Annotated in this window: 14 protein-coding genes; 6 read left to right on the plus strand and 8 right to left on the minus strand. The window is 66.8% G+C overall.

The genetic code is table 11. The features are described from left to right. Positions 1-50 precede the first annotated feature (50 nt). The gene (putA, locus tag ASE95_RS16240) at positions 51-3,668 is read right to left on the minus strand and encodes a trifunctional transcriptional regulator/proline dehydrogenase/L-glutamate gamma-semialdehyde dehydrogenase (RefSeq protein WP_235528369.1); all 3,618 of its coding nucleotides are present in this window, start codon (positions 3,666-3,668) and stop codon (positions 51-53) included. Between the two features lie 101 nt (positions 3,669-3,769). On the opposite strand from putA, the gene ASE95_RS16245 reads away from it, so the two are divergent. Next, on the plus strand, positions 3,770-4,255 hold the full coding sequence (locus tag ASE95_RS16245; RefSeq protein ID WP_056638613.1) for an Lrp/AsnC family transcriptional regulator: 486 nt from the start codon (positions 3,770-3,772) through the stop codon (positions 4,253-4,255). Between the two features lie 198 nt (positions 4,256-4,453). Here the strand turns inward: ASE95_RS16245 and ASE95_RS16250 are convergent, their stop codons facing one another. After that, the gene (locus tag ASE95_RS16250; RefSeq protein ID WP_056638616.1) at positions 4,454-5,314 is read right to left on the minus strand and encodes a hypothetical protein; all 861 of its coding nucleotides are present in this window, start codon (positions 5,312-5,314) and stop codon (positions 4,454-4,456) included. 207 nt (positions 5,315-5,521) lie between these two features. On the opposite strand from ASE95_RS16250, the gene ASE95_RS16255 reads away from it, so the two are divergent. From ASE95_RS16255 to ASE95_RS16275, 5 genes are read left to right on the plus strand one after another with little or no spacing between them, the layout of a single operon-like run. After that, the gene (locus ASE95_RS16255; RefSeq protein ID WP_235528370.1) at positions 5,522-6,928 is read left to right on the plus strand and encodes a 3-keto-disaccharide hydrolase; all 1,407 of its coding nucleotides are present in this window, start codon (positions 5,522-5,524) and stop codon (positions 6,926-6,928) included. Beyond that, complete coding sequence (locus ASE95_RS16260; protein WP_056638619.1) at positions 6,925-8,238, plus strand: Gfo/Idh/MocA family protein; 1,314 nt, start codon at positions 6,925-6,927, stop codon at positions 8,236-8,238. Before ASE95_RS16255 ends, ASE95_RS16260 begins: the two co-directional genes overlap by 4 nt. Then, positions 8,220-9,101, plus strand: a complete 882-nt coding sequence (locus ASE95_RS16265; protein ID WP_056638622.1) for an FAD:protein FMN transferase — start codon at positions 8,220-8,222, stop codon at positions 9,099-9,101. Before ASE95_RS16260 ends, ASE95_RS16265 begins: the two co-directional genes overlap by 19 nt. Continuing rightward, complete coding sequence (locus ASE95_RS16270; protein ID WP_056638625.1) at positions 9,098-10,360, plus strand: Gfo/Idh/MocA family protein; 1,263 nt, start codon at positions 9,098-9,100, stop codon at positions 10,358-10,360. The genes ASE95_RS16265 and ASE95_RS16270 overlap by 4 nt, the downstream gene beginning before the upstream one ends. Positions 10,361-10,372: 12 nt before the next feature. After that, positions 10,373-11,530 (plus strand): Gfo/Idh/MocA family protein, encoded by a 1,158-nt coding sequence (locus ASE95_RS16275; RefSeq protein WP_056638807.1) that lies wholly within the window; start codon positions 10,373-10,375, stop codon positions 11,528-11,530. 8 nt (positions 11,531-11,538) lie between these two features. Here the strand turns inward: ASE95_RS16275 and ASE95_RS16280 are convergent, their stop codons facing one another. The 6 genes from ASE95_RS16280 to ASE95_RS16305 form a co-directional block, all read right to left on the minus strand. Then, the gene (locus ASE95_RS16280; RefSeq protein WP_162234719.1) at positions 11,539-12,237 is read right to left on the minus strand and encodes a hypothetical protein; all 699 of its coding nucleotides are present in this window, start codon (positions 12,235-12,237) and stop codon (positions 11,539-11,541) included. Next, a complete protein-coding gene (locus ASE95_RS17820; RefSeq protein ID WP_156348092.1) occupies positions 12,222-12,437 on the minus strand; it encodes a hypothetical protein in 216 nt (71 codons plus the stop codon). The genes ASE95_RS16280 and ASE95_RS17820 overlap by 16 nt, the downstream gene beginning before the upstream one ends. A gap of 358 nt (positions 12,438-12,795) precedes the next feature. Beyond that, positions 12,796-15,534, minus strand: a complete 2,739-nt coding sequence (locus tag ASE95_RS16290; RefSeq protein ID WP_082450212.1) for a TonB-dependent receptor — start codon at positions 15,532-15,534, stop codon at positions 12,796-12,798. Between the two features lie 51 nt (positions 15,535-15,585). Then, entirely contained in the window at positions 15,586-18,138 is a 2,553-nt protein-coding gene (locus ASE95_RS16295; RefSeq protein ID WP_056638635.1) for a hypothetical protein, read from the minus strand. A gap of 32 nt (positions 18,139-18,170) precedes the next feature. Then, positions 18,171-19,559, minus strand: coding sequence for an MFS transporter (locus tag ASE95_RS16300; protein ID WP_056638638.1), 1,389 nt, complete (start codon positions 19,557-19,559; stop codon positions 18,171-18,173). Beyond that, a complete protein-coding gene (locus tag ASE95_RS16305) occupies positions 19,556-21,604 on the minus strand; it encodes a glycoside hydrolase family 31 protein (protein WP_056638815.1) in 2,049 nt (682 codons plus the stop codon). Before ASE95_RS16305 ends, ASE95_RS16300 begins: the two co-directional genes overlap by 4 nt. Between the last annotated feature and the right edge of the window lie 98 nt (positions 21,605-21,702).

Consider the following 21,702-nt stretch of genomic DNA (forward strand, 5'->3'; position numbering starts at 1 on the left):
GCTTGTGAGGCTGCACCGTCGAACGGGCAACCCCGCAACGATGCGGCTGATCAATTCAGGCTCATCAAGCTCGCATTTCCTCCGGCCGCGGTCGTGTTGATCGAAGTCGATACCTCCTCGACCAGCCAGTCGAGCCGGTACCCGGACGATGCCGCCTGCGGGAGCACGATCGCTCCCGGCAAATCGGCCAATGCGGTCAATGCCTCGGTCATGCGCACCGCATCGCCCTCGATCAGCGCGCCCGCATAACCGCCCTCTCGCCGCCAGTCGGATGCGACATGCACGCGTGCGCCGATCGCCGCCGGCAACGCCGCCACCGTTTCTTTCAACATCGCTGCATCACCCACGACTACGTCGTTTCCCGCTGCCAGTGCCGCACCAAGCTGTTCCAGCAACCCCGCACGAGTCTGCGGCAGCAGCAGGATGCGCCCACGCGGGTGAAGCGCGTAGAGGTTGCGCTCGCCCACCGGGCCGGTCAGTTCCAGCTCTGCGCCGACCATCGAAGCGGCGATCGCCGCGCGGACGCGTGCCGCCAGTTCCGGCTCGCCGCGATCCTCCAGGAACACCGCCAGATCGCGCGCCGCCGGATCGGCGTGGTCGGACACGACGGGCAGCGGCAGCTCGGCACCCGCGACCAGTCGCCCGAGGTAGAGCGGCCCCCCCGCCTTCGGCCCGGTTCCGGACAGGCCGCGCCCTCCGAACGGCTGCACGCCGACCACCGCGCCGATGACGTTGCGGTTGATGTAAAGGTTGCCGGCCTTCACCCGGCTGGTGACGTGCGCGATCGTCTCGTCAAGGCGTGTGTGCAACCCAAACGTCAGGCCGTAGCCGGTGGCATTGATGCGATCGATCAGCCGATCGAGTTCGCTGCGGCGGAAACGCACGATGTGTAGGACCGGCCCGAATACCTCACGCTCGAGTTCGGCGATGTCGCGCAACTCTACAATCGTGGGGGGCACGAACGTGCCATGTGCGGTGTCACCCATCGGCTCCACCTGCTCGACGCGGTGCCCCGCGGCACGCATCTTCGCAATGTGCTTCTCGATCGTCTCCTTCGCTTCGGCGGTGATGACCGGCCCGATGTCGGTCGCCAGCGTGTCGGTACGCCCGATCGACAATTCGTGCAGCGCGCCGCGGATCATCGCCAGCGTGCGATCGGCGATCTCCTCCTGAAGGCACAGGATGCGCAAGGCCGAACACCGCTGACCCGCGCTGTCGAATGCGGAAGCGATGACGTCCGCCACCACCTGCTCGGCGAGTGCAGAGGAATCGACGATCATCGCATTCTGTCCGCCGGTCTCCGCGATGAACGGGATCGGCGCACCACCGGGAAGCAGTCGCCTGGCCAATTCCTTCTGGATAAGCCGTGCGACTTCGGTCGAGCCGGTGAACATCACCGCCATCGTCTCGGGTGCGGCGACCAGCGCCGCGCCGATGGCACCATCACCAACCACCAGATGCAGCACGTCGGCCGGCACGCCGGCCTCGTGCAGGATCGCTACGCCCTGCGCGGCGATCAGCGGCGTTTCCTCAGCCGGCTTGGCAAGCACCGCATTGCCCGCGACCAGCGCGGCGGCAACCTGCCCGGTGAAGATCGCCAGCGGGAAGTTCCATGGGCTGATGCAGGTGACCACGCCCAGGGGCCGGTGGCCGTTCCCCAGCGTGGACCGCGCCTGCTCGGCATAATAGCGCAGGAAGTCGATGGCTTCGCGCACTTCCGCAATCGCGTTGGGGAGCGACTTGCCCGCTTCGCGGACAATAAGCGCCAGCAACTGCGGCATACGGGCCTGCATCGCGTCGGCGGCGCGATCGAGGGTGCGAGCGCGATCTGCCGCGGGCACCCGGGCCCATTGCTCCGCTGCCGAACGGGCGGTCCGGGCGGCGAGAAGCGCGTCCCCGACGGTCATCTCGCGAACCACGCCCACCTGGTCGCGGTGGTCCGCGGGGTTAGGCACCGCGCGTTCCACGCCCGCCGACCCTGCTGTCCACGGCCCCTGCGCCGCCATCGTCTGGCTGACGGACCACAGCACGTTCTCGTCGCTCAGATCCAGCCCGGCGGAGTTGGCGCGCGCACCATACAGGTCACCCGGCAGCGCGATCTGCGGGTTCTTCTGCCCCGGCACCGCCATGCGCCGCACCGCCTCGGCCGGATCGGCGACCAGATCGGCGATCGAGACCTCGGGATCGGCGATGCGGTTCACGAACGACGAGTTGGCGCCATTCTCCAGCAATCGTCGGACCAGATACGCCAGCAGCGTCTCGTGCGTTCCGACCGGCGCGTAGATACGGCAAGGGCGGTCGAGCTTCGCTGCGCCGACCACCTCGTCGTACAGCGGTTCGCCCATGCCGTGCAGGCATTGGAATTCATAGTCGCCGACCGTGAAGTTATCGCCGGCGAGATGATAGATCGCCGACAACGTCTGCGCATTGTGCGTCGCGAATTGCGGGAACACCGCATCACGCGCCGCCAGCAGCTTGCGCGCGCAAGCGATGTACGCGACGTCGGTATGGATCTTTCGAGTATAGACCGGGAAGTCGGGTAAGCCATCGACCTGCGCGCGCTTGATCTCGGCGTCCCAATACGCGCCCTTGACCAGCCGCACCATGATGCGTCGCCCGGCCCGGCGTGCCAGATCGACGATCCAGTCGATGACGAACGGGCAGCGTTTGCCATAGGCCTGCACCACGAAGCCGAGGCCGTCCCAGCCCGACAGATCGGTATCGGTGGCCAGCCCTTCGAGCAGGTCGAGCGACAATTCCAGCCGGTCCGCCTCCTCCGCATCGATGTTCAGGCCGATGTCGTGTCGTTTGGCGAGCAGCGCGAGTGCCTTAACCTTCGGCAGCAACTCGGCCATCACGCGCCCGGCCTGCGCCCGGACGTAGCGCGGGTGTAACGCCGACAGCTTGATCGAGATGCCCGGCCCTGCGTAGATGCCGCGCCCGGCGGAGGCGATGCCGATCGCCTCGACGGCTTCCTCGTAATCGCGATAATATCGGTCGGCGTCAGCAGCGGTGGTCGCCGCTTCGCCCAGCATATCATAGCTGTAGCTAAATCCGCGCGCTTCCAGCGGCCGGGCGCGCTTCAATGCCTCGGCGATGGTCTCGCCCGTCACGAATTGCTCGCCCATCATCCGCATCGCCATATCGACGCCGCGGCGGATCACCGGTTCGCCGGCGCGCGCGATCAAGCGGGTCAGCGCCGCGTTCAGCCCGCTGTCGTTTACGCTGCCGGTCAGTTTGCCGGTCACGACCAGTCCCCAGCTGGCGGCGTTGACAAACAGCGACCGACCGTCTCCGACGTGACTCCGCCAGTCGCCGCCCGCGATCTTGTCGCGGATCAACGCGTCGCGGGTCGCGGTATCGGGAATGCGCAGCAGCGCTTCGGCAAGGCACATCAACGCCACGCCCTCCTGACTAGACAGCGCATATTCCTGCACCAGCCCTTCGACGCCGGTGCCCTTGTGCTTGGCACGCAGCGCAGTGACCAACGCGGTGGCAGTCGCCGTGGACGCCGTGCGCACCGCTTCGGGCAAAGACGCCGCATCGAGGAGCGGTGCCAGACACTCGGGCTCACTTCGACGGTAGGCGGCGGTGATCGCCTGCCGCAACGCGCTCTGCGGACGGACCGGGGGCGCGAAGCAGGCAAAGGGGGGCAGGGTGGCGGTCATGGCGCGGATCCTCTCTCGTCGCTTCACCATAGTTGATGCTGTTCCGACGATCTGACCGTTTTTGCGCCACGATCCCGCCATTCGCTGTTATTTACGGCTGCATGACGAAGCGAACAGAGGGTAAAAGCGCCGCGGACAGTTCGATCGACGTGTTCGATCGCCGCATCATCGAGGTTTTGCGTGCCGAGGGCCGTCTGTCGATGACCGAGCTTGCCCGCCGTGTCGGGCTGTCCAAGACGCCCTGTCAGGTGCGCCTGCGCCGCCTGATCGATGGCGGCTACATCCTGGGCTTCCGGGCGGTGGTCGATCCGGCCCTGCTGGGACTGGATCATGTCGCCTTCACGGAGGTGAAGTTGTCCGACACCCGGGAAGCGGCGCTAGAGGAGTTTCGCCGCGCCGTGCTGCGCATCCCCGAGGTGGAGGAATGCCACATGATCGCCAGCAGTTTCGATTATCTGCTGAAGGTGCGCACAGCGGACATCCGCCGCTACCGCGAGGTGCTCGGCGAACGGATCTCCGCGCTACCACACGTCGCGAGCACCTCGACATTCGTCGCGATGGAAACGATCCGCGACGGCGGCGTCTAGCCGGCTTTCAGTGCGATCGCGCACAGGATTACGCTCACCATCGCGATGAACGTCAGGAACAGGGTGAAGGCGATGACCTTCGCGTTTCGATGGGACCGCCGGTTGCGGCTGTAGCGGTGGCTGATAAGCTGATCTCGTCTGAACCTGGTACGCTGCCGGTCTTACCCGGCTTCGATGTCTCGCCGATGAAGCGCACGGTCACCGGCCGCAGCCGCCATTGCTCGCGATGGCATCGTGTGCCGCCTGTTGCAGCGCCGTCGCCTCCGCTTCGGAAAGGCCGAGCTCCTCCGCTGCGTCTTCGCCGGGGCCCAGTGTCAACGGGTCCACCCCGGTCACGCGTGCGAAAATGACCAGAGCTTCAAGATAATAGCCGTAGCTGCTGGCATGGTAGTTATCGTAAGACCACAACGGCACACGCGTGTAATCGACCCCGTCGTACGGGTTGGCATCCGCCGTCCCGTTGCGGATCGCGCACGTGAACGCCTGCCCGACCGGCGCGACGGTGCCATGCACCCGCGCGGCCGCTTGATCCGCGACTCGGCGCAGGTCGTTCGCCATCGCCTGAACGGGGGTTCCGGACCACTGCTTGTCTGACAAGAACACCAGATCGGGGCGGGTCCACGTCGCGTTGACCGTGATCCGGACCTCCCGGTTCTTGCTGCGCAATACATCGGCGATCCGGCGGACGTCGGCGATCGTCGCAGTGCCGTCACCAGGCTTTCCGGGATCGAGCGTGCTATATTCCTGCAGCACCACATGATCCCATGGCCGGTCGATCGCGCCGCGTCGTTCGGCGAGATGCCACCCCAACGTGCGGCCGGGGGCGGTTTCCAACGACACTTGCCAGTCGAGTCCGGCCTGTTCGGTAAACCGTTTGAACAAGCCCGGCACCCCGCCGATCCGTTCGTTATTCAGGTCGATTACACGATCGGCGTTCAAGGCGCGGACCGGTGAATTGGCACCAAACGTGAAGCTATTACCGATAAACAGGACCGTCTCTGCACACGCAGGTGCGATCGTGAACATCGTGGCGGCGAAGGAAAGCAGGAGAGGTCGCATCGACCGCGCGACATAGCGGCTCGTGCGGGGTTCGTGAACCGCGTGTCGACTTCGCGAAGCCGGGCCGTGTCCGACGTCCGTGTTGCCAGTGGCCTGACCACCGTCTAGCCTCGGCAGCCTAGAGGTGCCGGAAGCATCCACGTACAAGGATTTCGACGAAGACATACCATGACAATGGTGTGTCCAACGGTCGCAGGGAGGATGCTCGTGGGGGTCAGAACGTTGACGGCGCTGGTGTTGGCGGTCTCGGTCGCCGGCGTCGGCCGGGCAAGCGACGCACCGGCACCGTGGCGGGACGTCACGCCACGTGCCGGACTGGCGGGTTGGCACAAGACCGGCGGTAACGCGTCGTACACGGTCGTGAACGGTGAATTGGTCGGCCGGGCAGAACGCGGCAAGGCGAATAGCTGGCTGGTCTCCGACGAACGTTTCGGCGACTTCATTATCGAGTTCGATGCGCGGACCGATCCGGTGCTCAACTCCGGGGTGATGATTCGGGGGCAGAGCCGGCCCGATTATCGCGGCGGCGTCGTCTTCGGCTATCAGGCGGAGATCGATCCGACGAAACGGGCGTGGAGCGGCGGGATTTACGACGAGCAGCGCCGCCAGTGGCTACACACGCTCGGTCGCAACGAAGCCGCGCGGCGCACCTTCCGATCGGGTGACTGGAACCACTATCGTGTGGAAGCGATCGGCAATCGCCTACGGACATGGGTGAACGGCGTGCCGGCCGCCGACGTCGTCGACGATGCCGATGCGCGCGGCTTCGTCGCCTTTCAGGTCCACGCCATTCCCGATGCGGATGCAGATCGCCGTCCTGAGGCACGTTTTCGCAACGTGCGGATGATCGCCGACCGACCAGGACGCTTCGCGCTGCCGGAAACCGGGATCGAGCAGCAGGGATGGCTGCCCAACCGCCTGTCGGAGGGCGAGCGGCGTGCCGGGTGGAAACTCCTGTGGGACGGTCGTACGACGCGCGGCTGGACCAGCGCGAAGAGCGCAGGTTTTCCCGCGAAAGGCTGGACGGCGACAAGCGGCGTCCTCGCCATCGAAGGCTCCGGCGGCGCGCAAGCGGCCAACGCCGGCGACATCGTGACCACCCGCGAGTACCGCGATTTCGAACTGTCGGTCGACTTTCGGCTTGGCGAAGGTGCGAACAGCGGGATCAAATATTACGTCGATCCGCGGTTATCGACGGGCTCGGGTTCGGCCATCGGCCTGGAATACCAGTTGCTCGATGATGCCCGCCACCCGGACGCGAAGCAGGGCCGCGACGGCAATCGCACGCTCGGGTCGCTGTACGACCTGATCCCGGCCCGCAACCTTTCCGACCCGGCCAGTCCGGGCAAGCGGATCAACCCGCCGGGCGAGTGGAACCGCGCCACGATCCTCAGCCGCGGCAAACACGTCGAACACTGGCTGAACGGTTTCAAGATGATCGAATATGAACGTGGCTCGCCGGGCTTCCGTGCGCTCGTAGCGCAAAGCAAATTTGCGAAACTGACCGCATTCGGGGAGCGCGAAAAAGGCCCGATCCTGCTGCAGGACCACGGCGACCGGGTCGAGTTCAGGTCGATCAAGATTCGCGAACTGGCGACGGAGGCAAGTCGATGATCGATCGTCGTGCGATGATGACGGGCGCTGGTGCGGCTGTGGGTATCGCGGTCAGCGCGCGCAGCTACGCGCGCATCAAGGGGGCGAACGATCGATTGCACGTGGCGGTCGTCGGCGTGAACGGACGTGGCCAGGCGCATATGAGCACCTTTGCAAAACAGCCGAACGTCACCGTGACGCATCTGGTCGATGTCGATGCCGACGTACTCGCCAAGCGCGCAGGCGCGTTTGCCGCCGCAGGACACGCGGGCATCCGGACCGAGGTTGACTATCGCCGCCTGCTCGATCGCAGGGCGGTGGACATCGTCACCGTCGCCACGCCCGATCACTGGCACGCGAAGGTGGCGATCGATGCGATGGATGCTGGCCGGCACTGCTATATCGAGAAGCCGATCGGCATCGCTCCGGCGGAGGGCGAGGCACTGATCGCGGTGCAGCGTCGTACCGGACGGCAGCTACAGGTCGGCAACCAGCAAAGGTCGAGCGTGGAGACGCGACAGCTGGCGACACTGATCCGTGACGGCGCCTTGGGCGACGTGTACGAGGCACAAACGTGGTACGCCAACAATCGTGCGTCGATCGGCAAGGGCAGGGAAGTCGCACCGCCTGCGAACCTGAATTGGGACATGTGGCAGGGGCCACGTCCGCGCGGGCCGTACCGCTCGAATCTGGTTCACTATAATTGGCACTGGTTCTGGAAATACGGCACCGGCGAAATCTGCAACAACGCGATGCACGAACTCGACGTCGCTCGCTGGCTGATGGGATTGGCTTATCCCCGAAGCGTGACGGCACGTGGCGCGCGACACTTCCACAAGGGCGACGATTGGGAAATGTACGACACCCTCGCGCTCGAGCTACTCTACGATGACGGGCGCGCGATCCGCTGGAACGGGCAAAGCTGCAACGCGCAACTGACCCATGGCCGCGGACGGGGGGTGCTGCTGCTCGGGACGAAGGGATCGGCGGTGGTCGACCGCAATGGCTTCGAACTCTTCGACCTCGGGGGCAAACCGATCCGGACGGTGAAGGCGGCTGCCGCTTCGGAGACGACCGGGACGGTCGGAGAGGGGGCGCTGGATATCTATCACGCACGAAATCTGGTAGACGTGATACGGGGCCGGGCGAGCGCACTCGCGTCGCCGATTGCGGAGGGGCATATCAGCACCACGCTGTGCCACCTCGGCAACATGGCCTATCGGACCGACAGCGTGCTGACGATCGATCCGGGCACCGGCAAGCCCGACAGCGCCGAGGCGCTGAAATTGTGGTCGGTCGCGTACCAGCCGGGTTGGGAGGTAAGATCCTGACACGTGCGTCCACGCTGATCCAGGCTGCTCCGGCGAAGCCCGCCACCGGCGTGGAGTGCTTTCCGGCCATGGGGACGCGGATCGAACTGCATCGCTTTGGTGGAGGTGATGCCGATGCCCTGTCGCGGGCACGCGCCGCGATCGAGGCGGTCGACGATGCGCTGACGATCCATCGCCCGTCCGCCGCGACGACGCTCAACGATGCGCTGCTTGCCGGACGGCGATCACCGATCGATGATCCGATTCTGCTCGACGCGTTGACCCGCATCCACACCGCGCAAGAGCTGACCCGCGGCATGTTCGATCCTGTCGCCGACCTGCGCCTGCCGGGTTCGGGATGGGGGCACGTGCGGTTCGACGCACGGGCTGCGCGCATCGAATGCTCGACCCCGATGGCGCTGGACTTCGGCGGTATGGGAAAGGGATTTGCGCTCGACCACGCGGTAGCCGCGTTGCGCGACGCCGGCGTGGACTGCGCCTTGCTCTCTGCCGGAGAGAGCTCGATCGCGGTGATTGGCGAGCATCCGCTAGGCGGCGCATGGCCGTTCGCCATTCCCGACCCCCGTGTCGACGCGTCGACACTGGTAGAGATCGAGCTCGTCGACGAAGCCCTGTCCGTTTCCGCAAGCGTGGGGACAAACGTTCTCGCGCCGGAGCGTGCCGCGATGATCCGACCCGGTGAGGGGGCGGTCACCGCTCCCCGCTGCGCCGTGGTGATTGATCGCCTCGGATCGTCCGCGGAAATGCTCAGCACGGCGCTGATCGTGGCGGACGACGCGCGGGCGGCGCAGCTTTGCGACGGTCGCCGCCGCTTGCTGTTCGACCTTGCGCCCTCCGCGCCGTTCAGGACGCCCGTTCGATGATGAAGGAAGATTTCGATGTGACGCGCCGGTCGTTCCTTGATCGCGTGTTGATGGCGACCGCCGGCGCGACGATGTCTGCCGCCGCACCCTGGGCAGCGATCGCGGCGGGTACCGAGCGCGCGGTCGGCGACAAGGTGCGGCTGGGGGTGATCGGAACGGGTGACCGTGGCCGCACGCTGATCCAGAACATCGCCAAGACCCGCAATTGCACCGTCGTGGCGATCTGCGACAGTTACGCCGCCAACCTCGCCAAGGCCCGGCAGTGGGTTGCGGCGGGAACACCATCCTTCGCCGATCATCGCGCGATGCTGGATACCGGCGGACTGGATGCGGTGGTGATCGCCACGCCGCTGCACCTGCATGCACGGCACACGATCGACGCCATCGACGCCGGTCTGCATGTGTGGTGCGAGAAAGCGATGGCGCGCACGATCGCGGATTGCAGCGCGATGGTGCAGCGCGCGCAGGACAGCGGCAAGGTCCTGCAGGTCGGCCATCAGCGGATGTTCCACCCGACGTACCTCAACGCCCTGCGGCGGGTGAGGGCGGGAGAAATCGGCACGATCACGCAGGTCCGCGCCAGTTGGCACCGCAACAACAGCTGGCGGCGCAAGGTGCCGGACGACAGCGACGACCGCCGCATCAACTGGCGGCTGTATCGGGAAAGCTCCGCCGGGTTGATGACCGAACTGGCGACGCACCAGCTCCAGGTGGGGAACTGGTTCATGGATGCGGTGCCGTCGCGGGTGATCGGGTCCGGCAGCATCTGCTATTGGAAGGATGGTCGGGAGGTCTACGACCACGTGGCGTTGATCTACGAATACGCTGGCGGCCGCAAAGTCATCTATACGTCGCTGCTCAACAACGCGCGCTACGGTTGCGAGGAGCAGATCCAGGGAAGCAAAGGGACGATCGAGCCCGAACTCGGCCGTATCTATCAGGAGGTGCCGCCACGATCGCTCGCCTTGCAGCGGATGCAGGCCGACGTGCAGCGCGGGCACAAGCGCGCGGTCCCGATCGGTGGCGCGACATGGTTCCCCGAACTTCCCGTCACCACTCCCGGCGAGTCGCTGGGCTGGGGCCAATATGACGAGACGATGCTCCAGTTTGAGGGGTTCGGCAAGGCGGTGCGGTCGGGACGGCCACTGCCGGGGCTGCTATACCAGGCGTACAATGCGAGCGTGGCCTCGTTGCTGGGCGAGCAGGCGATGGATCGCGGAACGGCCATGACGTGGCCTTCGTCGCTGGTGAAAATCTGAGAGGAGCCGATGATGATCGATTCGGATCGCCGTACGTTATTGGGCATCGGGCTGGGTGCCGGACTTGCCGGCTTTGCCGGCGAAGCGCTCGGCCAATCGGCCACCCGTGGCGATGCACCGACTGAAACCGCCGTGGCGAAGCCGGTACCGGAGGCCAGGCACAGGCTGCCCTTCGCGGTGATCGGTATGGATCACAATCACATCTACGGCATGACCGATGCGATGATCCGTGGTGGTGGCCTGCTGGTCAGCTTCTTCGCGACCGATCCGGCGCAGATCGCTACCTTCCGACAGCGTTATCCGGGTGCGGTGCTCGCGCGCAGCGAGGAGGAGATCCTGTCGAACCGTGCGATCAAGCTGGTGTGCAGCGCCGCCATTCCTCATCTGCGCGCTCCCCTTGGCATCCGCGTGATGAAGGCGGGCAAGGACTACTTCAGCGACAAGGCGGCGGTCACGACCCTCGAACAACTCGTCGATGTCCGGCGCACGATCAAGGAGACCGGTCGCAAATACGGGATCATGTATTCCGAACGGCTGGAGGTGCCCGCCGCGGTGATGGCGGGACAGATGGTCCATGATGGCGCGATCGGCCGGGTGATCCAGACCATCAATCTCGCGCCACACCGCCTGTCGGCACCCAATCGCCCCGAATGGTTCTGGGACCCCGCGCGCAACGGCGGCATCCTGACCGACGTAGGCAGCCATCAGGCGGATCAATTCGTTTATCTCACCGGCAGCAAGCGCGCGCATGTGGTCGCATCGCAGACCGGCAATTTCGGCAATCCGGCGCATCCCGCGTTCGAGGATTTCGGTGACATGGTCCTCAATGGCGATGGCGGCACCGGCTACGTCCGCGTCGACTGGTTCACGCCGGACGGGCTGCCGACGTGGGGCGACGGCCGGCTCTTCATCCTTGGGACGGAGGGTTATATCGAACTGCGAAAGTACGTCGACATCGCGGGCCGCCAGGGTGGAAACCACTTGTTCGTCGCGGATCGCAAGGGTGCGCGCTATCTCGACTGTTCGGCTGTGCCGTTGCCGTTCGGGCCGCAGTTCATCAACGATCTCGTGGAGCGCACATCGGTGGCGCAGGATCAGGACGGCGCACTGCTCGCCGCCGAACTGGTGCTCACCGCCCAAGCGCACGCCACTCGTGCGGCAGCGCGTTAGAGACATCGCTATCTATCGTAGCCGCAACGGTATTGTATAGCCGGAGAACCGCTGGTGCCCCCTACGCTGTCGAGATTGGCGCTGCTTCCCGCTGCGATCTTCTGCGGCGTGACCGTCGCACTGGTGTTGACGACGCGGCCGAAGCGCCGGGTGAGCGCGGTCGCGGCTTCGCCGCTGATCGCCAGCGTGTCGTCGGCGGTGGTCACCACCGCCCCAATCCGTGCGTCGCCGACGTTTCCGGGCGAGACGATCCGCCGGCGTCGGCCGCCGTTATCCGGCTGCCACTTCGCGGCTTGCCACTCCGTCCGCGCCAGATCGGCGACCGTTGTCCAGCGAGGCTGCGCATTGCGATCGGTCCATGACACGAGATAGCGGCGCGTGGCGCTGTCCCACACCGCGCGCGGCCGCGCGACGCCATCGGCACTGCGCAGGTCGAGCGTGCCCAATTCCTCGAATTCGGCCAGCCGCGCGGGATCGCTGCGGAAGATGACCGTCGCGGTCGCGGCGGGATCGGGTTTGCCCTCCATATCGACCCGCGTCGCAATCACTCCTAGCGCGCCGTCAGCGAAATTGAAAAGCGACGGATCGGCGACGCCGCGCAACGCCACCGGATCGACCCCGACGTAATCGCCGCGTGCGAACAGCACCCCGTAATCGTCGTTGAGCGGCGTCATGCGGCCGTCGGCGGCACTCAGGGCAAGATGCACGCTGCGCGCGACCGTCGGCTGGTTCGCGTCATGCGCGCTGTTGGGGTGCGCGCATAGGCCTGGAGCCGGCGCACGTTCTTGCCGAGCAGCCGAACGGTGAAGCGCTTGGTGGCGGTCGTCCCGTCCGCCTGCGTCAGTGTGCCCTCGAGCCGGGCGACGCGCTCTGCCGCGCTGCGGTTGGTGAGGACGCCGCCGCTCACCGCCCGCCCGTCTGCGCGCCATGTGGCAATGAGCCCGGTCGGAACCGGCAGCCGCGTCCCCGATGCCAGCACTGGCGGCACGACCCAATACGCCGGGACCGCAGGTGCGGCTGCCGGCGCCGGATCCGTCAGTGCGACGGTTGCCGCGAGCACCAGCAGGGGACGGGCGAGCCCTGATTTGCAATCCAACCGTCGCCTTTCGATTGCCGGACGGTCGATCCGCCGGGTCGTTATGGTTCGTGGGGCCGGTCGAAATTCACGGATGACCTGCCCGATCTCGTCATCAGGTTCGGGGCGACGTAGTGGACCGGATCAACAATAATAACCATCGGTCCCGCGAGGCCTGACGGGGATCGCCCTAAAACCGGAAGCGCACGCCCGCCGACAGGAGGCTGGCCTCCCAGCGCACGTCGCGCGGATAGCGCGGGTCCTTGACGTAGCTGTGGTACGGCGTGCGCAGCAGGTTGGTGGCGTCGACGGTCAGCGTGATATTGTCGTTGACGTTATAGCTCGCCGAGAGATCGAGCCGCCCGACCGCGTCCGAATAGACGGTGGTGAACACGCCGGGCGCGCCAAAGCCGTCGACGTTGGCGCTGCGGTAATTATAGGCGAGCCGCACGCTCGCCGGCCCCAGCTCGTAAAGCCCGATCACGTTGAAGCTGTACTTGGACACGCCGGGCAGGGTGTTGCGTCCACCCGCGAAATTGGCGGCGGCGGGGACGACCTGCTCGCCGTCGATATAGGTGAAGTTCGCCTGCGCGCCGAGCCCGCGCAGCGCGCCGGGCAAGAAGTCGAAGAAGGTCGTCGCCGCCGCCTCGATTCCCTTGATCGTCCCCGAGCTGGAGTTCGACGGGCGGTAGACGAGGATGTTGCCGAACGGCTGGACGTTGACGACCTGCGGCAGCGAATTGATAAACCCCTCGATCTCACGGTAGAAACCGGCGACTGACACTGATCCGGTGCGCGAGAAATAATATTCGAGCGATGCGTCGTAATTGTTCGAGCGGATCGGCTGCAGGTCGGGATTGCCGCCATTGCCGGTGTACGAGATGTTGCCGCCGATCGTCCCCTGCGTGATCGTCAGCGTCGGGTTGATCTGGTTGAAGCCGGGGCGGGTCAGCGCCTCGGTGCGCGACAGCCGCAGCTTGAGCCGGTCGGTGAAATGCAGCTGCGCGCTGATGTTTGGCAGCACGTCGACATATTGCGTCGAGGAGTCGATCGGGACGAGCTGCGTCTGGTTGCTGCCGGGGATCGGCAGCGAGTTGGTGCCGTCGAGGCCGTTGCGCGTGATGACGACGCGCGTGCCGATCACGCCGTCGATCGGGAAGCCGACGTCGAATCCATAGTCGAGCTGCGCATAGCCCGAGAACACCTGCTCGCGCGCGCGGAACGACGCCAGCGAGTCGTAACGCGGCTCGTCCGACGCCCACGCGGCCTGCGTGCCGGGATCGGCGTTGAGCCGGGTGAGGCCGTCGCGGACATGGCCGCGCACGTCGTTGAGCTTGTCGTTGAACAGATAGGCGTCGGGCGCGTACCAGCTGCGGAACTGCTGGACATCGTCGCCGCGGAAACCGGCTTCGATGATCCCGCCCTGCGACACGGTCGGCACCTTGCTGATCACGTCCCGAAGCCCCGACAGCCCGGCATAGCGGCCGCCGAACTGCGACCGCGCGTTGCGATCGGCATAGCGCACGCCGAGCCGGAACTTGGGGAACAGTGTGGAGCCGGTGTCGATCAGCGCATTGCCCTGCCACTGCCACTGGCTGCCTTCCGAACGCCGCCGCTCGTCATAGACGCCGCGCACGTAGAAGCTGTCGGGGTTGGCGAAGTCGACCCCGCTCGGCGTGAAGTTGACGCTGCGCTGGTCGTTGAGCCGCACCGCCAGCGATAGCGGCGACACGGTCTGCGTCTCGAAACGCCCGAAGGTGTTGCTCACCACCGAGCGCGTATAGGCCAGATCGGTGGTGAAGACCGCATTGCCGACCTCCCATTTCGCGCCCAACGCGCCCTGATAGGTGTCGGTGCTGCTGTCGCCGAATTCCTTGGTCGGGCCGTTGACGATGCCGAGGTCGATATCGAACGATTCGAGCGTCGTGCCGTCCGGGGTCAGCACCGCGTTGCGGATCGTCGGCGGCGTGCCGCCGGTGGTGCTCGACTGGATCGGCACGCCGAAGAAGTCGTTGGCGCTCTTGTTGCGATATGCCTGCCACAGCCCGTCGGCATAGATCATCAGATTGTCGGTCGGCTGCCATTGCAGCGAGCCGTTGACCGACGGCCGCTGCCGCGTGCCGCGCCCGTAGAACAGCCCGATGTCCTGCGGGAAGGTGAAGTCGCGTCCCACCGAGGCGGGCAGGATCGCCTGCGCGGCAGGCACATTGTCCTGGAAGCCCTGATAACGGACCGAATTGAGGTAGCGCGTCTGCGTGAACGAGACGTTGAGCAGCGCGCCGATCTCGCCGACCCCGGTCTGCCAGCGGTCGCTGACCAGCAGGCTGCCGATTGGGTCGAGCTTGCGGCTCTGGTCGTTATAGACGCCGCGCATCGCGCCCGCGAGCTCAAAGCCCTTGAAGTCGAACGGCCGGCGCAGCCCGACGTCGAGCAGCCCGGCGATTCCGCCTTCCAGATTCTGCGCGGTCACCGCCTTGAACACGTCGACGCGCGCCACCGCCTGCGCCGGAAAGTCCTGGATCGCGACCGAGCGACCGTCGGCGGTGAAGATTTCGCGGCCGTTGACGGTCGTCTGGACGTTGGGCAGCCCGCGGATCAGCACGCCGTTCGCCTCGTCGAGATAGCGCGTCACCTGCACGCCGGTGATCCGCGCGATCGCCTCCGACGCGTTGTTGTCGGGGAATTTGCCGATGTCCTCCGCGACCAGCGCATCGACGATCGCGTCGGAATTCTGCTTGATGTTCTGTGCGCTGCTCAGGCTCTGGCGGATGCCGGTCACGACGATCTCGTCGGAGGCGGCGGGCGCGTCGCCGGATGGCGGCGTGGTGCCCGGCTCGGGCGCGGTCTGCGCGGCGGCGGTGGTCGCGGCGACGGTAATCGCCAGCGCGGCGCTCGAGGCGAGCAGGCGCGCATTCATCAGCATGAACATGATAATCCTCCCATTTTTATGTCGTTTTTGCTTGTCGTTCGGCGGTGCGGATCACGGCATCGGCGTCACCGTGATCCGGTCGATGTTGGGGGCGAAGCGCGAGCGCAGCAGCACGTCGGGCCACACCTGCGAGGCATGGCTCTTCCCGTCCCAGTTCGGCTGTTCCTCGCCGGCGATGCGCACCGTGTTGCGCCCGGCGCGCAGCGTGACCGGCACGGTCATCTCCCACCAATTGTTGCGATGGAAGCTGTTGGGGAAGGTCGCCAGCACCGGCGTCGCACCGTTCACCGCAATTCGCGCCACGCGCGCCAGCGGATCGGGATTATAATGCGTCGCCTTCGACTGTTCGTCGTTCGAGAAGCGTAGCGTCAGCGCATAGGTGCCAGCGCGTGCGACGCACACGTCGGGGAAGGTGAGCGTGTTGCCGTTGCCCGGCGCGCCGCCGATGTCGAGCACCGCCCGGCCGCTGCTCGCCCGCGACGCCGCCGCGACCCGCGCACTGCCCGCGACCTGCGCCGCCTCGGCTTCGTAATGCTGCGCATCGACCGCGGGCGTTGGCGTCACCCGCAGCCCGTTGCCGCCGTCCACCACCACCTTGTTGACCCCGCCGAGCAGGAACGCGCGGTCGCCGCGCACCGCGCGCCCGTTGACCCGCAGCACGCGTCCGCCCGCCGCCGCCAGCCGCGCCGGCCCGTTCGTGGCGGCATAGACCCAGTACGTCGCCGCCGCGCCGTCGCGCTTCGCATCGCGCGCGTCATAGACCTGCGCGGCATCGTCCGCCGCCTCGCTCAGCGTGATTCGGTCGACCAGCGCATTGCCCTGCGTCCGCCCGCGCCCGTCGCGGCTGCGCGTCGCCAGCGTCACGACATGCCGCCCCGCGCCCAGCGTCAGCTCGGTATCGGCATGGTCGAGCACCGCCGGCTTGTAGCCGAGCGGCAGATACAGCTCGCCGACCTCCTTGCCATCGACGCGCAGGAAGACATTCGTCGCGCCCTCCGCCGCCGCCAACGAGTCCTTGTTGAAGGTGCTGGCGAGCACGCGCAGCGCATAGCGGCCCGCGCGCGGCACCTGCACCGCAAAGTCGAGCGCGGCATCGTTGCCGCCCGCGAACCCCTCGACCGAATAGCCGCCGGACGTATGGAAGCGCGACACGTCCTTCGGCGAGCCCTCCGGCCCGCGCACCTTCAGCCCGGTGCCGCGCCGCGTCGCCGCTTCCGCCTCGTAATCCTGTCGCCACGGTGCGGGCGGGGCGGGCAGGGCGGTGCCCGCCGGCGTGACCACCAGCTCATAGGCCGATTCCTCGCGCAACGCCGGCAGATCGCCGCTGCCAAACGTCAGCGCGATCGTACCGTCCGTCACCGGCACGCGGCGGTCAGCGACAATGACCGGCGGGGCGGCATCACCCAATTGCCCGGTCCACGCGATCTCGCGCACGCGCACCTGCGCCGCTGCCCCGAACAGCGCGGGCAGTCTGGTCAGCGCCACCGTCGCCGCGCCGCTCTTGCCGCCCAGCAGCACGCGCGCCTGCCGCCGTGCCGGGTCGAGCGTCGCGACACCCTGCAACGTATAGCTCTGGTCGCGATGCGGCGGCGTCACCGCCAGCGTGTGCCCGCTCATCGTCGCATAGGCGTTGAGCAGCCACCATTGCCCGTTGCCGCGGTTCGCCTGCACCGCGCTGTCGCTCAGATTGCCGTCGATGTTCCAATAGGCGATGTCGGCATCGACCTTGGCATCCTCGATCGCCGCGACCCACTGGATCATCTGCCCGGGCACCGAGGTGTGGTAATTATAGGCATATTCGTTGATGTTGACCGGCAGGTGCCGCCCCTGCCACTTCGTCCCCGCGAACAGCCGGTCCTCCCACGCGCGATACTTTCGCACGCTGGTCCGCACCGTCGCTGGGTCGCTCAGCTCGTGCCACGTCACCACGTCGGGCATCGTGTCGGCGGTGATCGCATGGCGCAGGAACCCCTCGACCTCATCGAACAGGATGCTGGTGTTCGGCCCGGCGATCCGCGTTCCCGGCGACGCCTGCCGTAGCGCGCGCACCGCACGATCCCAGGCGTCAAGGAACACCGCCGGCTCCTTGAGCCAGCTCACGCCGGTGCAGCTCTTGGCATCGGCGCTGAACATGTTGCCATCCGGCTCGTTGAACGGCACGAACACGATCCGGTCGCGATAGCGCGGCGGCAGCGCGCGGACCTGCGCGGCCTGCCGCCTGAGCACCTCGATGTAATTGGTCACCGATTGCGCGCAGTCGCCGCTCTTCCACTTGTACGGAAACTCGCGGAAGATGTCGGTCATGTAGATATAGGTGTCGCCGCCCGACGCATCGGTCAGCAGCGTCGACACCTCCAGCGCGTCGGCGCCGGGATGCTGCGGCCCGTCCTGTGCCTTGGTCGATACCGTGCGCAGATTGATGCCTTCGAGCAGATTGGGATGCGGCAGCCGCGCATCGTACAGGCCGTACAGCGTCCCCGACGCCCCGCCGTGGAACGCGCCGGTGTCGCTGCCCATGTCGACGGTCAGCCGTTCGGGCGCGTCCTGCGCCAGCGCGGGCGGGGCGGTGGTGGCGAGCAGGGCGGCAAGGGCAAGGGCACGCATCGGTCGAAACTCCGGGAGGGGCGGGGCGGCGGTCATGCCGCGCGCGCCGCGTTCATGCGCGCGATCGTCGCGCGGTTGAGGATCAGCCGGCTGATCGTGACGGCGAGCAGCAGGTGCATCGCCGCCGGCACCAGCGTCGACAGCGCGCGGATCCCCGTCAGCGACATGGGCGTCTGGTTGCCTGCGCCGGCCTCATAGGAGACGAGCACCAGCACCGCGCTGATCAGCGCCCCCGCGACCGCCCAGGCCAGCTTCACGAAGAACTGGTTGAACGCGAAGCTCATGCCCGACGAGCGCATCCCCAGCTTCCATTCGCCATATTGGTCGGCCAGCTGGATCAGCGTGAAGTGCAGCGGCAACGTGCAGCCCAGCACGATGCAGCACAGCCCGACCAGCACCAGCCACAAGGTCGGATAATCGCCCGGCACGAAGAAGGCGGCGATATGCCCGGCGACGAGAATCAGATTGACCCAGATATAGATCGTCCGCACGTCGTAGCGGCGCGTGAGGAAGGTGACGACGATCGAGCCGATGAACCCGCCGATCGTCGCGATGCCGAAGAAGAACGCCTGATAGGTCGTCCCGCCGTTCAGCACGTAAGTGATGAAATACAGCGCCGCGCCGCCCTTGGTGTTGAAGATCGCGATCAGCAGCAGCGTCATCGCGAAGGTGATGCGTAGCTGGTCGTTCTTCAGCGTATTGGCGATCGCGACGCGCAGCGGCGGTTCCTCGGCGGCCGCGAAGGTGACGCGCTCGCGCACGAACAGGAAGCAGATCAGGAACATCGCCACCGCGGCGAGGCTCAGGATCGCCACGCCGTCGCGATAGCCGCGCGCGACGTCGCCCGCGCCCAGCGCGCGCACCATGATCGGCAGCCCGACCGAGACGGTGAACGAGGCGATCGCCACCATCGCGAACCGCACCGACTGGCACGCGACGCCCTCTTCGGCGCTGTCGGTCATCCGCGTGACCAGCGCGCAATAAGGGACGTTGTTGAGCGAATAGGAGAAAGCGAGCAGGAAATAGGTGATCGCGGCATAGGCGACCTTGCCGTCCCGCCCGAGATCGGGCGACTGGAAGGTCAGGAAGCAACTCAGCCCGACCGGAACCGCGGTCCACAACAGATACGGGCGGAATTGTCCCCAGCGTGTCTTGGTGCGGTCGGCCATGATCCCGATCAGCGGGTCGGAGATCGCGTCGAAGATGCGCAGCGAGAGGAACAGGACGCCGACCACGCCCGGCGCGATCCCGAACACGTCGGTGTAGTAGAAGGTCAAGAAATTCGCGATCAGCCCGGTGATGATCGTCCCGCCCGCGTCGCCGAAGCCATAGGCGACCTTCTCGCCGAACGGCACGCGCGCGAAGGGCGCCGCCGCGGCGTGGACCGGCGCGGCGTCGCCCTGTTGTGCGATCGTCGTCATGCCTCGGGGTCCACGAACGCTTCCGCGACGCGCGCGCTGGCGCGAACGAACACCGGCAACCGGTCGCGCGGCGCGGCGCAGCGGATCGTCGCGTCGCCCGCCACTTCCGCCCCGGACCACGCTTCGACCCACGCACCCGCCGGCAGCCACACGTCGCGCGCATCGATGCCCGCCGCGGTGACCGGCGCGACCAGCAGGTCGGGGCCGAACATATATTGGTCGTCAACTTCCCAGCTGCGCGGCTGCTCGGGATAGTCGTAGAACATCGGCCGCATCGGCGGGTCGCCCGCTTCGTGCGCGGTGCGCATCAGCCCGGCGAGATACGGCCGCAACCGCTCGCGAACCGCAGCGAAGCGGCGCAGGATCGCGAACACGTCGTCGCCGAAGCTCCACAATTCGTTGCCCGCGCCGGTGTCGCATTGCGCGACCCCGTCGCGGAACGGCTCGGCGGGTGGGGTGATCGGGTTGCGATGCCCGTGCATCCGCAGCACCGGGGTGAACACCGCCCATTGGAACCAGCGGATCATCAGCTCGTGGAATGCGGGATCGTCGACGTCACCGCCGTGGAAGCCGCCGATATCGGTCGTCCACCACGGGATGCCGGCCATCGCCATGTTCAGCCCGGCGCTCAGCTGGTTGCGCATCGCGGTGAACGAACTGTGGATGTCGCCCGACCAGATCAGCGCGCCATAACGCTGGCTCCCCGCCCAGGCGCAGCGCACGAGGCTGACGCTTTCGGTCGTGCCCTCGCCGGCCATCCCCTCGTGGAGCGCCTGCGCGTAATGGAGCGGATAGGCATTGCCGACCGCCAGCACCTCGCCGGCATGATAGCGATAATTGTCGAAGTCATAGGCGCCATATTCGGGCTCGGCCTCGTCGAGCCAGAACAAGGTCACGCCTTGGTCACGATAATTGCGCTTCAGCGTCTGCCACAGGAAGTCGCGCGCGCCGGGGTGCGTGACGTCGAGGAAGCGCGTGTTGCCCAGGAACTCCTGCTGCACGTCGACGCCGCGATTGGCGCGCACCAGATAGCCGCGTTCGGCGAGCGTCGGGTAATTCTCCGAGCGCGGATCGACGGTCGGCCACACCGACACCATCAGCGCGGTGCCCATCGCCGCCAGCTCGGCGCACATCGCGGCGGGGTCGGGCCATTCGCGCGCATCGAATCGCCAGTCGCCCTGTACCGGCCAATGGAAGAAGTCGGCGACGATCACCGCCAGCGGGATGCCGTGGTCGCGATAGGCGCGCGCCACCGCCAGCAGCTCGTCCTGCGTGCGGTAGCGCAGCTTGCTCTGCCACAGCCCCAGCGCATAATCGGGCATCATCGGCGCGGTGCCGGTGACCTGCGCATAGTTGCGCACGATCTGCGCGGGCGTGTCGGCGGCGGTGATCCAGTAATCGATCTCGTGCGCGGCGCGCGCGGTCCAGATCGCGCCATTGGCCGCGAAACACGCCTCGCCGACCGCCGGGCTGTTCCACAACATCCCGTAGCCGTGGCTGGAGACGACGAACGGCACGCTCGCCTGCGAATTGCGCTGCGCCAGTTCCAGCACGCAGCCGGCGAGATCGAGGTTGGGCTGCTGGTACTGGCCCATGCCGTACAGCCGCTCGCCTGGCGTTGCCTCGAAGCGCACCGTGATCTGCGCCGCGCCGCCCGGCAGCGGGCGGAACTCGCGCCCGGCCAGACCCAGCGCGCTGATCGTGTCGACGGTCTCGCTTCCGATCGTCCAATATCGCGTGACCGTATCGCGCTGCCGCCACTTTTCCTGGAGCAGAACGCGTCCAGTATGGTCAAGAAAGCGCACGCGGCCTTGCAAATCCAGCTCGGCCGCGATCCCGCCGTTGCGGATCCGTGCGACGGAACCGTCCCGTTCGATCGTCGCGCACACCGGAGCGATGTCGAGCAACGCGCCCGGCGCGGCGGGGCGGGGGGCGTAGGTCGAGGCGCGCAGCCGCAATCCGCTCGGCCCGTGCGCCTCGATCCGCACCCAGGCGCCATCATAGCCCCAGGCGATCGCGCGCTCTTCAAGCGTCAGCGTATCCACGCTTTTCTTCCTCTCCTGGGTCGGCAGTTCCCGACCGTAAACGTTTCCGGTCTTTTGCGTTCCGGGATCCGGGCTGTCAACCCCCTTGCGCCGCGGAC

Origin of the sequence: Sphingomonas sp. Leaf231, assembly GCF_001421995.1 — a bacterium.
GTDB lineage: Bacteria > Pseudomonadota > Alphaproteobacteria > Sphingomonadales > Sphingomonadaceae > Sphingomonas.